14 protein-coding genes and 2 pseudogenes are annotated in these 12,634 nt (G+C 57.2%); 8 read left to right on the plus strand and 8 right to left on the minus strand.

The features are described 5' to 3' along the window. The first annotated feature begins 366 nt into the window (after positions 1-366). Together ABJ99_RS04175 and ABJ99_RS04180 are read left to right on the plus strand one after the other, a co-directional pair. Positions 367-615, plus strand: a complete 249-nt coding sequence (locus ABJ99_RS04175) for a type II toxin-antitoxin system prevent-host-death family antitoxin (RefSeq protein WP_005618754.1) — start codon at positions 367-369, stop codon at positions 613-615. Positions 616-627: 12 nt separating this feature from the next. Beyond that, positions 628-978 carry a type II toxin-antitoxin system RelE/ParE family toxin gene (locus tag ABJ99_RS04180; RefSeq protein WP_054084741.1) on the plus strand — a complete coding sequence of 117 codons (351 nt, stop codon included), beginning with the start codon at positions 628-630 and terminating at the stop codon, positions 976-978. A 167-nt stretch (positions 979-1,145) separates the two neighbouring features. Here the strand turns inward: ABJ99_RS04180 and ABJ99_RS26570 are convergent, their stop codons facing one another. Next, a complete protein-coding gene (locus ABJ99_RS26570; protein WP_310886753.1) occupies positions 1,146-1,604 on the minus strand; it encodes a type III effector in 459 nt (152 codons plus the stop codon). 149 nt (positions 1,605-1,753) lie between these two features. Between ABJ99_RS26570 and ABJ99_RS26575 the strand changes: the two are divergent. Both ABJ99_RS26575 and ABJ99_RS29575 read left to right on the plus strand, forming a co-directional pair. Beyond that, positions 1,754-1,855: pseudogene (locus ABJ99_RS26575) on the plus strand (type II toxin-antitoxin system prevent-host-death family antitoxin); the annotation flags it as partial. 12 nt (positions 1,856-1,867) lie between these two features. After that, positions 1,868-2,272, plus strand: a complete 405-nt coding sequence (locus tag ABJ99_RS29575; protein WP_326828201.1) for a type II toxin-antitoxin system RelE/ParE family toxin — start codon at positions 1,868-1,870, stop codon at positions 2,270-2,272. On the opposite strand, the pseudogene tnpC reads toward ABJ99_RS29575, so the two are convergent. Next, a pseudogene (gene tnpC, locus ABJ99_RS04185) lies at positions 2,208-3,344 on the minus strand (IS66 family transposase); the annotation flags it as partial. The gene ABJ99_RS29575 and the pseudogene tnpC overlap by 65 nt on opposite strands. Here tnpC and ABJ99_RS04190 point away from each other — a divergent pair. Further along, positions 3,246-4,163: a DUF6708 domain-containing protein gene (locus tag ABJ99_RS04190; protein ID WP_412032774.1), complete on the plus strand. Its 918-nt coding sequence runs from the start codon at positions 3,246-3,248 to the stop codon at positions 4,161-4,163. The pseudogene tnpC and the gene ABJ99_RS04190 overlap by 99 nt on opposite strands. Positions 4,164-4,180: 17 nt before the next feature. On the opposite strand, the gene ABJ99_RS04195 is transcribed toward ABJ99_RS04190, so the two are convergent. Then, a complete protein-coding gene (locus ABJ99_RS04195) occupies positions 4,181-4,810 on the minus strand; it encodes a pyridoxamine 5'-phosphate oxidase family protein (protein WP_054084837.1) in 630 nt (209 codons plus the stop codon). A gap of 178 nt (positions 4,811-4,988) precedes the next feature. Between ABJ99_RS04195 and ABJ99_RS04200 the strand changes: the two genes are divergently transcribed. From ABJ99_RS04200 to ABJ99_RS04210, 3 genes are read left to right on the plus strand one after another with little or no spacing between them, the layout of a single operon-like run. Next, positions 4,989-6,416, plus strand: coding sequence for a di-heme oxidoreductase family protein (locus tag ABJ99_RS04200; RefSeq protein ID WP_054084742.1), 1,428 nt, complete (start codon positions 4,989-4,991; stop codon positions 6,414-6,416). 46 nt (positions 6,417-6,462) lie between these two features. Then, positions 6,463-7,527, plus strand: coding sequence for an imelysin family protein (locus ABJ99_RS04205; protein ID WP_054084743.1), 1,065 nt, complete (start codon positions 6,463-6,465; stop codon positions 7,525-7,527). A 16-nt stretch (positions 7,528-7,543) separates the two neighbouring features. Further along, positions 7,544-8,641, plus strand: a complete 1,098-nt coding sequence (locus ABJ99_RS04210; RefSeq protein WP_054084744.1) for a DUF1513 domain-containing protein — start codon at positions 7,544-7,546, stop codon at positions 8,639-8,641. A 68-nt stretch (positions 8,642-8,709) separates the two neighbouring features. Here the strand turns inward: ABJ99_RS04210 and ABJ99_RS04215 are convergent, their stop codons facing one another. The 5 genes from ABJ99_RS04215 to colR all read right to left on the minus strand — a co-directional run bounded on the left by ABJ99_RS04215 (position 8,710) and on the right by colR (position 12,503). Next, on the minus strand, positions 8,710-8,937 hold the full coding sequence (locus ABJ99_RS04215) for a hypothetical protein (RefSeq protein ID WP_042912529.1): 228 nt from the start codon (positions 8,935-8,937) through the stop codon (positions 8,710-8,712). After that, positions 8,934-9,656 carry a lipopolysaccharide kinase InaA family protein gene (locus ABJ99_RS04220; protein ID WP_007248916.1) on the minus strand — a complete coding sequence of 241 codons (723 nt, stop codon included), beginning with the start codon at positions 9,654-9,656 and terminating at the stop codon, positions 8,934-8,936. The genes ABJ99_RS04215 and ABJ99_RS04220 overlap by 4 nt, the downstream gene beginning before the upstream one ends. 4 nt (positions 9,657-9,660) lie before the next feature. After that, complete coding sequence (locus ABJ99_RS04225; RefSeq protein ID WP_054084745.1) at positions 9,661-10,341, minus strand: class I SAM-dependent methyltransferase; 681 nt, start codon at positions 10,339-10,341, stop codon at positions 9,661-9,663. A gap of 199 nt (positions 10,342-10,540) precedes the next feature. Next, positions 10,541-11,830 carry a sensor histidine kinase gene (locus ABJ99_RS04230; protein WP_007248918.1) on the minus strand — a complete coding sequence of 430 codons (1,290 nt, stop codon included), beginning with the start codon at positions 11,828-11,830 and terminating at the stop codon, positions 10,541-10,543. After that, the gene (gene colR, locus ABJ99_RS04235; protein ID WP_007248919.1) at positions 11,820-12,503 is read right to left on the minus strand and encodes a two-component system response regulator ColR; all 684 of its coding nucleotides are present in this window, start codon (positions 12,501-12,503) and stop codon (positions 11,820-11,822) included. Before colR ends, ABJ99_RS04230 begins: the two co-directional genes overlap by 11 nt. Positions 12,504-12,634 lie beyond the last annotated feature (131 nt).

Here is a 12,634-nt window from a genome sequence, read left to right on the forward strand (position 1 = left end):
GTCGGGTCGCATCATGAGGTGCTGGCTCCTGAAAAGAATCGGGAGCACAGCATTAAGCTTCAATGGCTGGTTGGGAATGTGGGGTTCATGAGGCGCTTACGATATTTCGGCAATTACTGTAGGGCCTTTCCTAACTACACGATCCAGAAAAAGCCGCAATAAGTGGTGATAACGTATTTTATCACCAGTAATGGTAAAAAATCAGATTGTGTCATTTGCACCCAATCAATGGACTCGACTCGGGAGGAAAAATAAAAATTGAAGAAAGACTACATTTGGACTTCAAACATGCGGCTTCGGCAATGCGAAAGCAGCCAAGCGATATGCATCAGTTCCTCGGTGCAACTAAGAAGGAGGTCTCAACTCATGCGAGTTGAAACAATTAGCTATCTGAAACGCAACGCAGCCGACCTGCCTCTCGATGAGCCATTGGTCGTCACGCAAAACGGTGTCCCGGCCTACGTGGTGGAGTCTTACGCTGATCGTAAGCGCCGCGATGAGTCAATTGCCTTGGTGAAGCTCCTCGCAATCAGTTCCCGTGAATACGCCCAAGGCAAGCACTGTTCTACTGACGAACTCAAAGCTCGATTGAGCAGGAGGTTTGCCCACAAATAAATAGAAGCATAAATGAATACGTCTGCACTACGCTTTACCGATGTTGCACAGCAAAGCCTCGAAGATCAGGTTGAACACCTAGCTGTCTATCAGGGATTCTCATCATCTGCTCAACGTATAGATTCCCTGATAGATGCCATCCAGGACAAGCTCCTGTCAACCCCGCTGGGCTACCCGGTCAGTCCTCAATTGAGTGAGCTGGGCGTATTGCACTATCGAGAGTTGAACACTGACGGATACCGAATCTTTTATGAGGTGATGGATTCAGATGGTATTACCGGCATCGTCGTATTGCTGGTATTAGGTGGTAAACAAAGTGTTGAACAGGTATTGATCCGCTATTGCCTGCTTCAACTTATTTAGAATTTTGACTTTAAGGCCGCCTGTTGAATCAGTCCTTTTGCTCTAGTCCTGAGCTTTGATAGCAACAAGACTAGAGGCTAAGCGTACTCAGGTTGAGGCCGAAATATTTTAGCGCGCGTCTGCAGACCATAAGTCCTTTTGAACGCGCATCCGGTCTCATATCTTGATTAGTTTCCCCACGGCCTTGGAGAAAGTGTCGACATTCTGATTGACCCACTCGGATTTATGGTCGTGACAAAACGCTCTGGAGAAGCTGGGATTCCAGCATGCACTTCCATCGCGTGTTGTAGAGCTTCCCGCATATCACTCCAGGCGGACATATCGTCTCGCATCGCCTGAACGTTTTCATGGGCCAGCATTCCAGGATTGACACCTGAAGCTTCTGTCATAAATCTATGCTGCATATCGGCCATGTGCAACGTTCGCTGAGTGTGAGTGTAGAGCCTGTTAAACCGGTTTTGTAAGGCTTGGGGCGCTTGACTAGTGATGAATTCATACTGGTCTCTAGGTAAGCCTGCCGCATCTGCCAGTTGATGCCTGACGTTAAGTAACTGGTTGGACGTTACATTATCATCTTCTCCTGAGTTGTTGCTGACTCGGTCCGGAGAGTTTACCTGATGGGCCATCCTGGATCCGCCAACACATATGTTTCCCATTTAAAATATCCTCTTCAATACGGTATCTGTGACCGCGTATGAGTGGTCCTTGGCAGGATTTGGTTCCATACGTACGTAAAAAATTGATTAAGCTTGGCGGAACGGTGGAATGTCACTAGGTGAAGCTCCTGGCAATCAGCTCCTGCGCGTATTCACAAGGCAAGCACTGTTCCACTGACGAATTCAAAGCCCTATTGAGCAGGAGGTTTGCCCACAAGTAAGTATGGACATCAATGGATACGTTTGCACTGCGCTTTACCGATGTTGCCCAGCAAAGCTTCGAAGATCAGGTTGAACACCTGGCTGTCTATCAGGGATTCTCATCATCTGCTCAACGCATAGACACCCTGATCGATGCCATCCAGGACAAGCTCCTGTCCACCCCGTTGGGCTACCCGGTCAGTCCTCAATTGAGTGAGCTGGGCGTACTGCATTATCGTGAGTTAAATGCTGACGGATACCGGATCTTTTGTAAGCGCTCCATAAACCCCACCTGTTCAAAAACAGGTGCCGCGCTTAGTGATGCAATGCGGGCGAGCAGTTCCACGGCAACAGCGCTTCGTAATCTTTTACCTAGCTTGCCAGTGGCAGCCGTTCTAATGCGTGGCGCAGCCACGTATAAGGCTCTTGGCCGTTGAGTTTGGCGGTCTCGACCAAGCTGTAGATCTGGGCGCTGGCCGTCGCCCCTTTGGGGGTGTCGCTAAACAACCAGTTCTTTCTTCCGATGGCAAACGGCCTGATTGCTCTTTCGGCAGCGTTGTTGTCGATCGGCAAGTAGCCTTCTTCGACATACCGTTCCAGTTTATTCCAGTTACTCGCCGGATAACCGATGGCCTTGCCCAAGGCGTTCTGAGACGTAACGTGTGGCTGCGTCTTTTCCAGCCAGCTTTTTAACTGAACCAGTATCGGCAGGCTCCGACCATGACGGCCTGTTTTACGATCGCCGTCACATGCGTCCTTCAGATCACGCTCTACGCCATAAAGTTTGTTAATCAAGTTCAGCGCGACGTCAGCACGTCCCGTCTTGCCTTTGGGCTGTACTTTTTGGGCCTCAACAAACTTGCGCCTTGCATGCGCCCAGCAGCCCAAACGCTCAACACCAGCTTGCGCGCCCAACACGTTATAACCGGAGTAATCATCGGTCATCAGATAGCCACGATAGCCATCGAGCAGGCGGGTCGGTACCTCCTGCGCGCGGCTGGTGGAATAGTCAAAAAGGATCACTGGCTTATCTGGCGGGCCGCTGGCTTGCACCCACATCCAGGACTGGCTGGTCGGCTCTCGGTCAGGTTCTTTCAACACCTGTACCCGTGTTTCATCACAGTGGACAACACGGCTGCCCAACAGGCTATCGCGCATTAAATTCAGCAGCGGCTGGAAGTGTTCGCTGCACTGGATTATCCAGCGAGCCAAGGTCTGACGCGGTATCTCGATGCCATGCCGGCTCAGCACTGTTTCGAAACGATGCAGGGGCAAGCCGTCGACATATTTGGTGGTCAGCAGCATCGCCAGTACGCTCGGGCTGGCCATGCTTTTTTCGATTAGCTGAGCCGGCTTGTCCGCAGTAACCGGTGCCATCTCGCAGTCGCGGCAACCGTAAACTTTACGCACGTGTTTGATCACACGGATCTGCATCGGCACGATTTCAAGCTGCTCGCTGACTTCTTCGCCAATCGTGTGTTTGCGGCAGCCGCAGACGCACGTCAGTTCTTCACCCTATGTCTTGGGCTGGGAATAACTGACTACCTCAACTCTGGACGCCCCATTTTCGAAATCGTCGCCACGGTTTTTTCACCTAACTGGCCTATCTGGGGATTTTTTTCTTTTTTGATCGCCAGCTACGGACTGTTTTTGCTCCAAGCCGTTTACCAAATTTCCACCACCCCCCCCATCCGCTTCAATCGCCAGCGCCGCGAAGTAGCGTACGTCGCCAAACGCGGCCAGCCGCCCAGGTTTATTCCGTGGGAAGAAGTCATTGCTTGCGTTAGCAGCAGCATCGTGCCAACGGAATATGGCTCTCAGCAGAAGTTCGCGCTGATGATCGGCCTGGTAGGTGCCTCGGACGGGCAAGTGATGTGGCTCACGGTGCCAACCTTCGCGCTCGGCATGGCCGTCAGCGAGTGGGAAGCCATCCGCGCGTACATGGAGGAAGGTCCAGACGCCCTGCCCAAGCCGATGATGGGCGATACTCCTGAGCAAGGCACCGTGGAGTTTTTCCACATGTGCCGCCGTGATTATCTGCTTGACCACGGCTACTTGCGCTACTTCTTCGGCTTTCTTTTGATCCAGTTATGCAGCGGCTGGACCCTGCCCTGCCACATCGCCACCTGGGTCGAGCGACTGCCGAAAACAGCTTTCCCGAAGTCGGTGCAGAACTGGTCCAAGCCCCTGCCTCGCGATCAATGGCAATCCCCGAGTGCCGAACTGATTGCGCAAAGTGAAGAAGTCCGCAGAAGCTTTCGCAAGGGGATGAGCATCTTCGAGCACTTTCGCGAGAGGGAAAACAACCCGAGCAAGACCGAAGGCTGATCAGGCATCAGCCCTGATCAATACAGCGTATCCGCAATCCGTCCGGGCAAGGCTTTGTCGTAGGCGTCACCATCGATTTGCTCGGCTGAAACTGCTTTCAGTATTTGCCCCGCCGAAGGCAGCGAGCTACGTTCGATGTGTTGTGTCGCGTCCCACAGGCCTGACCGGATGGTTGCCCGGCTGCACTGGAAATACACACTGGTCACGGTGATGCGCAGGACTGATTTGGGCAATTGGCCCTTCACTGCGAAACGCGCCAGCAGTTCGGGCTGAATCGAGATCTGCGCGGTTCCGTTGATGCGCAGGGTTTCACCGACGCCGGGGATGAGAAACAAGAGCGCGACGCGCGGGTCATTGACGATGTTGCGCAGCGTATCGATCCGGTTGTTGCCGCGTCGGTCAGGCAGGTAAAGCGTCTTGCTGTCTTCGATGTGCACGAAGCCCGCCTGATCGCCACGCGGCGACGCATCGAGGCCATCGGGCCCGGCAGAAGCCAGCACGACAAAAGGGGCGGCTTCGATGAAGGGCCGGTAGGCCGGGTGAATATGGTCGACTTCCTTGATCAGGGAAGGCGGCGCAATCGGACCATACAGCGCTTCCAGCGCCTGGGTGGTGGTCACGAACGCGCTGTTGTCCGGATTTTCCATCGGATAATCTCTGTTGGGCGGCCCATGCAGCATAAGCAAAAATGCCAGGGGCCGGCCAGCTTCAAAGATTCGTAACAACGCATTACGTCAGATGCAGTAAACGATAATCCCTCTTATTCAAACTGCAGCAGACTGATAAGCTTGCACGCCCTGATTTCCGCCTCGTTGCAGGATGTGTATGAGTACGCGGTTCCGTCTTTCTCTTGCCTTGCTCACGACTCTGGTCCTGAGCGCGTGCGACGACGCCCCGCGCTTCACTCATGCCGAGCCGGGCGAAGCGTTGTCCGCAGGCAGCGCAACAGTGCGCAAGACTGACCAGAACGCGTTCTCCATGCCATCGGCCAATCTGTCTCCGCTGCGACGGCTCGACTTCAGCGTCGGCAACAGTTTTTTCCGCAGCCCGTGGGTGATCGCTCCATCCACCACCACCGCTCGCGACGGCCTCGGGCCATTGCTCAACACCAACGCCTGCCAGAACTGCCATATCAAGGACGGCCGGGGCCACCCACCGGAAACCAGCGACAGCAATGCGGTGTCGATGCTGGTCAGGCTGTCGATTCCGGACGACCCGGCCTACGCCGATCTGATCCGTCACAACGGGGTGTTGCCTGAACCAACCTACGGCGGACAGTTGCAGGATATGGCCAACCCCGGCGTGGCGCCGGAGGGCAAGGTGCGGGTCGAATACGACGCGCTGGCGGTCATGTTTCGCGACGGCACGACTGTAGAGTTGCGTCAGCCCACCCTCAGCATCACCCAGTTGGGCTACGGCCCGATGCACCCGGATACTCAAATTTCGGCGCGTATCGCCCCGCCGATGATCGGCCTCGGGCTGCTGGAAGCCATTGCAGACGAGGCCATCCTCGCCAACGCCGACCCCGATGACAAGAACGCCGACGGTATTTCCGGTCGCGCCAACTGGGTGTGGGACGACGCGCAGCAAAAAGTCGTGATGGGCCGGTTCGGCTGGAAAGCCGGGCAACCCAATCTCAATCAGCAGAACGTGCACGCCTTTGCCGGTGACATGGGGCTGACGACCAGCCTGCGTCGTTTCGATGATTGCACCCCGGTCCAGACTGATTGCCTGGCAGCGCCGAATGGCAATGGCCCGAACGGCGAACCGGAGGTCAGCGACAACATCCTGCGCCTGGTGGAGTTCTACACCCGCAACCTGGGCGTTCCGGCGCGGCGCAAAGTGGATGATCCTCAAGTACTCGCTGGCAAGAATCTGTTTTTCGAGACGGGCTGTCAGCAGTGCCACACGCCAGCGTTCAAGACCCGTGGCGATGCTGCCGAGCCCGAACTCGCCAATCAGGAGATTCGCCCTTACAGCGATCTGCTGTTGCATGACATGGGCGACGGGCTGGCCGACAATCGTTCTGAGTTTCAAGCCACGGGAAGCGAGTGGCGCACGCCGCCGCTGTGGGGGCTTGGCTTGACCGGCACCGTGAGCGGACACACGCAACTGTTGCATGATGGTCGCGCCCGCAATGTACTTGAGGCGATACTCTGGCACGGCGGCGAGGCGCAGGCTGCGCAACGCAAAGTGCTGACATTCGACGCTGAACAGCGTGAAGCGCTGCTGGCCTTTCTGAATTCGTTATGATTGCGCCCAATTCCAACATTACTTCTTCAAAAATAAGGAGCCGGACATGTTCCGACCCAAGTTGTTGCTGACCAGCCTTGCGGCTCTCGCATTGGGTGCCTGTTCGCCATCCGACCCGCAAGCAGTCACGTCTGCGGCCATCGCCAAGCAGGTGATCCTGCCGACCTACAGCCGCTGGGTCGATGCTGATCGTCAGTTGGCAGCCAGCGCTCTGGCGTTTTGCCAGGGCAAGACCGATCTGGCAGCCGCCCGCGCCGACTTCCTCAAGGCGCAAAAGACCTGGGCCGAGTTGCAGCCACTTTTGATCGGCCCGCTGGCCGAGGGCAATCGCGCCTGGCAGATACAGTTCTGGCCGGACAAGAAGAATCTGGTTGGCCGTCAGGTCGAACAACTGGTTGCCGCGCAGCCGCAAATCACAGCCGATGAACTGTCCAAAGCCAGCGTCGTGGTTCAGGGTCTGTCCGCTTACGAATACATCCTGTTCGATGCTGAAATCGACATGGCCAATGCCGAGCAGAAAGCGCGTTACTGCCCGCTGTTGATGGCCATTGGTGAACGCCAGAAACAACTGGCGGAAGAAATACTCAACAGTTGGAACAGCACTGACGGCATGCTCGCGCAACTGAGCAAGTTTCCCAACCAGCGTTACGCCGACTCCCATGAAGCCATTGCCGAGCTGCTGCGGGTTCAGGTCACCGCACTGGACAGCCTGAAGAAAAAACTGGGGACCCCGCTGGGTCGCCAGAGCAAAGGCCAGCCGCAGCCGTTCCAGGCTGACGCATGGCGCAGCAAAGCGTCGCTCAGCAGTCTGGAAGCCAGCCTGATCAGCGCCGAAACAGTCTGGACAGGAGTGGATAACAAGGGCTTGCGAGGCTTGCTCCCGGCTGAACAGAAACCACTGGCCGACAAAATCGATGCAGCCTACGCCACCAGCCGCAAACTGCTCACGGAGCTCAAGCCACCGCTGGCCGACCTGCTGGCCAGCGAGGCCGGACGCCAGCAACTCAATGCGTTCTATGACAGCCTGAACGCAGTGCATCGCCTGCATGAGGGCGAACTGGCCAAGGCGCTGGGTATTCAATTGGGCTTCAACGCCAACGACGGCGACTGATCAGAGGATACGAATGATGTTGCGACGTCAGGTCATGGCCCTCACCAAATGGTTGCCAAGTGCTCGCATGCTCGGCGGCTGGACGCTGTTCAGGCAAAAGGACCAAGGTCCCCTGCTGCTTTCCGCGCGTGACGATAGCGACGGTCGGCATTACGCAGTGGGCTACCGACTTGACGGCACGCAGGTATTCGCCACCCAGGTCGGCCAGCGCTGTCACGACATCATCAACCATCCGGGCCTGCCGCTGGCGGTGTTCATCGCGCGTCGTCCGGGCACCGAAAGCTACCTTATCGATCTGCGCGACGGCAGCCTGCTGCAAACCATCACCTCACAGCCCGATCGACACTTTTATGGGCATGCCGTGATCCATCGTGACGGCGAATGGCTTTACGCCACGGAAAACGACACAAGCGATCCAGGTCGCGGTCTGCTGGGCGTCTATCGATTTGTCGGTGAGCGACTGGAGTATTCAGGCGAAATACCAACGCACGGCATCGGTCCGCATCAGGTGTCATGGATGCCGGACGGCGAAACCCTGGCAGTTGCCAATGGTGGCATTCGCACTGAAGCGGAAAGCCGCGTTGAAATGAACCTCGATGCGATGCAGCCCAGCCTGGTGCTGATGCAGCGCGACGGGACGTTGCTGAGCAAGGAAGTGTTGTCGCAGCAGATGAACAGCGTGCGGCATATGGGCATCGCAGCAGACGGCACCATCGTTGCCGGCCAACAGTTCATGGGGCCCAGCCACGAACTGGCCGAGCTGCTGGCGATCAAGCGTCCGGGCCAGCCATTTCAGGCGTTTCCGGTGGCAGAAGAGCAACTGCGCGCGATGGCCCACTACACGGCCAGCGTCGCGGTGCACAGCGAGCTGCGACTGGTCGCTCTCACGGCTCCGCGTGGCAATCGGTTTTTCATCTGGGATCTGGACAGCGGCGCCTTGAAACTGGACGCACCGCTGCCGGACTGCGCGGGCGTTGGTGCAGTGGCAGACGGTTTCGTGGTCACGTCAGGCCAGGGCCGCTGCCGGTTTTACGATTGCCGCAAAACCGGATTAATGGCCAAGCCTCTGGATTTGCCCGCAGGGCTTTGGGACAACCACTTGCACGTGGCGTAACTGTCGACACAAGCGACCGCATGCAAAAAGACCCCTTGAAGGGGCCTTTGGATGGACGTGAAACAGGCTCAGTTACGAACGCCGGTTCCCTGAACCAGGCCGTACATGAGCAGCAAAAGGTCGTGATCCGGGCTCACCGCAACCAGGCTTTTCGCCACTCGCGGCATCGGACAGTACCCCTCACCATGCACCGCGCTGAGTATCCGGGTCGCCGGTTGCTCAAACGCAGCAATTGCAACGGTCGCTGTCGCCAGCGCACCGAACACAAACAGACCTCTTGCCATTTCTAGTTTCATGACTCTAAACCTTTGATGGAGCTGCCAAATGCCGCCTCGTAAAAATAGACCAGCTTCTGCCAGTCTGCATCACTGAATGACGAATGGCGTCTGAGCTGTTTCATGTCGTGCTGGGCCGCACCGTAAGCGGTCACGCGGCGCCGGCCTTTTTCCAGATCGAGCAAGGCCACCTGGACGTCGGCGTCGGGGCCTTCGCCGGTTACGCGGACAAAAATGTGCTTGATGTACAGACAGCTGTGTTGCCAGCGACCGAGGTGCATGCGCGCCAGGGTAGTTGCGACTTCCTTGAGCATCCGCTCGTAAAACAGCTCGCCATGGCGCTCTCTTCCGCCGGCATCGAGCCATTTCTGGATTTCTCCGAAACCCACCAGTTCGACGGTGACCAACAGCGCCTGCCAAGCATTTTCATCGCCGCGTCTGGCACCGCAGAACACGACTTCCGGTACGACCACACCCTGCTTGCGCAACCCTTCGAGCGCCTCGCGTTCACGCAAGACCGTCGGGCGTCCGAGCGGATGCAACAGGCTGCGGTAGATATGACCCGTCTGGCGTTTGGCGTAAAGGGTCTTGCCGTCCTCCATCAGCAGCCGCTGTACGCCACTTTCTCCGCCGCGTCGCACATTAGGCTCTTCAACCCATTCGCCGCGCTTGCTCCAGAAATGGCTGAACTCATCCTGGATCGAGTTCACAACTGGCTTTTTCGAGGACTGCAAACCCATCTTTTTACCTTTTACGTAAGACATAGACACGCCACATGGCGTACATCGGCAGGAAATCCATTCGGTTCTGAATGCGAAATCCGGCCTGCTCAAATTCGGTTTCTACTGTTGTTACAGGTAACACAAAACGGTTCTGGTAACCTTCCTGCACACCTTTTTGCGAACGTTTTTTCTCCAGACGTCCGCGCTTCCAGGCCTTGAAGTTGCCGTCGACCCATAGCGAAACAATCACGCTGTCCCGGGTCACCCGCTGAAACTCCCTCAATAGAGCCATTCGGTCGGTGGACTGACCAATATGGTGCATCAGACGCATGCAAAAGATACTGTCTACCGCGTTGTCAGGCAGATCAATATCGAAGGCAGATGTCTGCAAGGGTTGTACCCTTTTCACAATTTCTGCCGGCTGCGACTCCATGGCGGTGTTAAGCATATGGACAGAGTTGTCAGCGCCGATGATCGAGCGGTTGGGCTTTTCGGCCAGTAATGGCCAAAAACGACCGGCACCGCACGGCAGATCCAGAACGAGCCCGGGGTCACCGGCCATGTGCAAAGCCTTTCTGGCCAGTTGCTCGTCACGATGGTGCGACAGCTTGCGCCACAGACCATCCTGATGCTTTTCAAAATATCGACGGGCGTGCGTCCTGTCGTATTTACGGGAAAACTCGAGTTCTATGCGCTCGCTCATGAGGGCAGCTCCTGACAGTGATGCGAGCCAAAGTAGAGGCCACGCCGTTACTGTCAGGTCATCTCAACGTGAAAAATTTGTCACGCTGGTGATACAGGTGTATCGAGATTTTACAGAGAGATAAGCACTGTGTGTGACCAATCGACGAAATGCAGTCGATTTCCGATCACACACTGACGCTTTTTGTCAGAGAAGGGACTCAGGACTTGACGACGTTCAGGGTCACGCTGAACCGGCAGCCATGCGGTTCCATGGGGCTCAGATCCACGCTCCAGCCCTGATTGACGCAGATGCGCTGTACCAGTGACAGGCCGAGCCCCAGCCCTTCACCCCGCTGCTCGTTGCCGCGCACGAACGGCTCGAACATGGCTTCGCGTTTTTCTTCCGGAATGCCGACGCCGCTGTCCTCGACCGTGAAGCTTTCCGCTTGCAGGGTCAGAATGATGAAGCCTTCGTCCGTGTAATGCAGGGCATTGCGCAGCAGGTTGCCCATGACCGCGTGCAGGAAAGTCGCGTTGTAACGAATGTCCGAGACCTGGTCTTCGGGTGGAGGGTTGTAGGTCAGCGTAAGGCCTTTGCTCTCGATAGGGTCGCGCCACTGCGAGATCAGTTGTTCGGCCACGCCGACCAGGGTGGCTTTCGGCGTCATGGCCGGGTCTTCACGCTGAGTGCGGGCGAGCATGAGGAAGGTCTGCACCAGATCGCGCATTTCCTCACAGGCACGGCCGATCCGCTCGACCTGCCGACGCGCGCGCTGGTCGAGTGCAGGATTTTCCAGCAGCAGCTCGCAGGAACTGGCCAGCACCATCAACGGTGTGCGCAGCTCATGACTCACATCGCTGGTAAACATCCGCTCGCGAATCAGCGCCTGTCTGAGGCGGCCCAGCGTAGCGTCGAAGGCGACTGCCAGCTCACCCACCTCATCGGCGGCGTAATCGGGTGCCAGCGGCGGTGCCAGCCCCAGAAGCTGGTCACGATGACGGACCTGCCTGGCAAGGCGCACGACCGGCGCCATGACGCGACGCGCCAGCACCCAGCCGAGAAACACCGCCAGCGCCAGCGCCAGCACGAAGCCCACCAGCACGACGGCAAACAGCACCCGCTCGCGCTCTTCGAAGTCGCTTTGGTCCTGCAGCAGCGCGTAATGCCGACCGTCCACCACCTCGATCATGGCGTGGTAAGACAATGGCCCGCGAAAAACCTCGTGAAAGCCCGGTTCAAGATGCCGAAGGTCCTTGGGCAGATCGAAGTCACCAGGGCCGTTGCTGAAATAGAACAACTGATCAGGCTTGGGACGGTGGCTCCAGTCGCTGACACTGTCCATCAACATCAGGCGATTGAGGTCGCCGCCAAGGCCCGCAGAGATCAGTTTTTCTTCGACCAGATGGACGGTGGAAATGATGCCGATGGCAAACGACCCGGCCACCAGTGCGCTCATCAAAGCGAAGGCAATGATGATCCGTTGGGCAAGACTCTGTTTAAACTCCATCCCGGCCCTCGGCCAAGCGATAGCCCACACCATGCACGGTTTGCAACAGCGGTTTGGCGAACGGTTTGTCGATCACCTGACGCAGTTGGTGCACGTGGCTGCGCAGGCTGTCGCTGTCCGGGCAATCGTCGCCCCACAACGCTTCCTCAAGAATCTCGCGACGCAGCACGTGCGGGCTCTTCTGCATCAGCACGGCCAGCAACTTGAGCCCGACCGGGTTGAGCTTGAGCAGGCGGCCTTCGCGCGTCACCTCAAGCGTATCGAGGTCGTAGATCAGATCGCCCACCTGCAAGGTGCGTCGCCCACCGCCCTGCGCCCGACGCAACACGGCTTCGATACGAGCGGCCAGTTCGGACAGGGCGAACGGCTTGAGCAGATAGTCGTCAGCCCCCGAGCGAAACCCCTGCAAACGGTCGTCCAGCTGGTCGCGGGCGGTCAGCATGATGACCGGCGTATCGCGACGGGCGTCCTCGCGCAGGCGCTTGCACAGCGTGTAGCCGTCAATGCCCGGCAGCATGATGTCGAGAACAATGAGGTCGTAATGCTCGGTGGCTGCCAGATGCAGTCCTGAGAGGCCATCCTGGGCGCAATCGACGGTGTAGCCTTTCATGCCCAGATAATCGGCCATGTTCGCCAGGATGTCGCGGTTGTCTTCAACCAGAAGAATTCGCATGGAGCACTCTCATATGCAGTTTGGGCTGGCGCAGCTTAAGACGAAGTGGGCCTCAGAGCCAGCGCCGAAATGGCATGACGTTTTTTTCACCTATGATCAACAACGCCCATGACACACTTTGAGACCTGCTG

The sequence above is a fragment of the Pseudomonas syringae pv. cilantro genome, from assembly GCF_001293775.1.
Taxonomy (GTDB): Bacteria; Pseudomonadota; Gammaproteobacteria; order Pseudomonadales; family Pseudomonadaceae; genus Aquipseudomonas; species Aquipseudomonas syringae_P.